Raw genomic sequence first — 1,470 nt, 5'->3', positions numbered from 1 at the left:
GGCGGCGGTTGCGGCGGCGGGCGGGCCGGCGGGCGGGCCGGCGGGCGGGCCGGCGGGCTCGGACTGCCCTGCGGGGACTGGGGCCACGGATGTCCCCGCGACCGTCGCCACTCCGGCGGTTGCGACGCCGACCAGTTCGGGCAGGGCCGCGTCCTCCAGACGCTGGGCGTAGATCTCGTTGAAGCGGGCGGTCAGGCGTTCGGCCAGCCGCCGCGAGTTCGCGAACACGATCGACGAGGTGTGCGCGAGCACCTGGTCGACGATGGCTTCCTCGACGTGCGGCCAGATCGACCCGGTCTGCGGGGCGGCCGCGGCGGTGGACCCCTCACGCACCGGCACCGGTCCGACCTGGCTCATGTCGTCGACGGGCACCACCACGCTCAGGTCGAACCGTTTGCCGGCGGCCGGCGCCACGATCTCGACCGCCGCAGACCCGCCGAGGAACCGGGCCACCTCGCTGGCCGGGCGCACGGTCGCGGACAGCCCGATCCGCTGGGCCGGCCGGGCCAGCAGGTCGTCGAGGCGCTCCAGGGAGACGGCCAGGTGGGCGCCGCGCTTGCTGGCCGCCACGGCGTGCACCTCGTCGATGATGACGGTGTCGACGCCGCGCAGGGACTCCCGCGCCGCGGACGTGAGCATGAGGAACAGCGATTCCGGGGTGGTGATCAGGATGTCCGGGGGCGTCTTCACGAGGCTGCGGCGCTCGTTCGCGGGGGTGTCTCCCGAGCGCACTCCGACGCTGACGTGGGGCGGGTCGAAGCCGAGCCGGCGGGCCGCCTGCGTGATGCCGACGAGCGGGGCGTGCAGGTTGCGTTCGACGTCGACGCCGAGGGCCTTGAGCGGCGAGATATAGAGCACGCGGGTGCGCGGGAGGGCCGTGTCGGCCGGGCTGCCGGCATCCGTCGCCGTGGGGCCCGGGGCCGTGCGATCGGTGGCTGTGCGGGCGGTGGCTGTGCGGGCGGTGGCTGTGGGATCGGCGGCCGGGCGCTCGGTGGCCAGGCGGTCGATGGCCCAGAGGAAGGCTGCGAGGGTCTTGCCCGAACCGGTCGGGGCGACGACCAGCGCGTGGGAGCCGCGGGAGATGGCGTCCCACGCTTCGAGCTGCGCCTCGGTGGGCGCGGCGAAGGCCTCGCCGAACCACGCTCGGGTGGCCGGCGAGAATCGGTGCAGCACCTCACTCATGGCACCATCTTCCCTGATCGGGCTGACAACTCCCAGATGGGGGCAGACTCCTGGTCTCAACGCCCCGCGCCCCGCTTGGAACCAATTCGACGGAGATACTGCTCTTACAGACGGGATTCGGCCCGTTTTGGCCCGTTTTCGGCAAAATCTCCGTCGAATTGGTTCAGGGCAGGGGCGCGACGAGCGAGCGGGCGATCGAACGAGCGAACGAGCGGGCGGAGCGGGCGAGCGGGCCGGCGGGCGAGCGAGCGGGCCGGCGGGCGGGCGAGCGGGCCGGCGAGCGGGCGG

1 protein-coding gene is annotated in these 1,470 nt (G+C 73.9%); it reads right to left on the bottom strand.

The window, feature by feature from the left end:
* The coding region (locus E3O49_RS04615; protein ID WP_134451062.1) for a DEAD/DEAH box helicase at window positions 1-1,182 on the bottom strand (1,182 nt) is incomplete at its 3' end.
* Between the last annotated feature and the right edge of the window lie 288 nt (window positions 1,183-1,470).

The organism is Cryobacterium shii, assembly GCF_004402595.1.
GTDB lineage: Bacteria > Actinomycetota > Actinomycetes > Actinomycetales > Microbacteriaceae > Cryobacterium > Cryobacterium shii.
The sequence above is the reverse complement of the archived record's forward strand: the minus strand, read 5'-3'. Positions and strand labels throughout refer to the sequence as shown.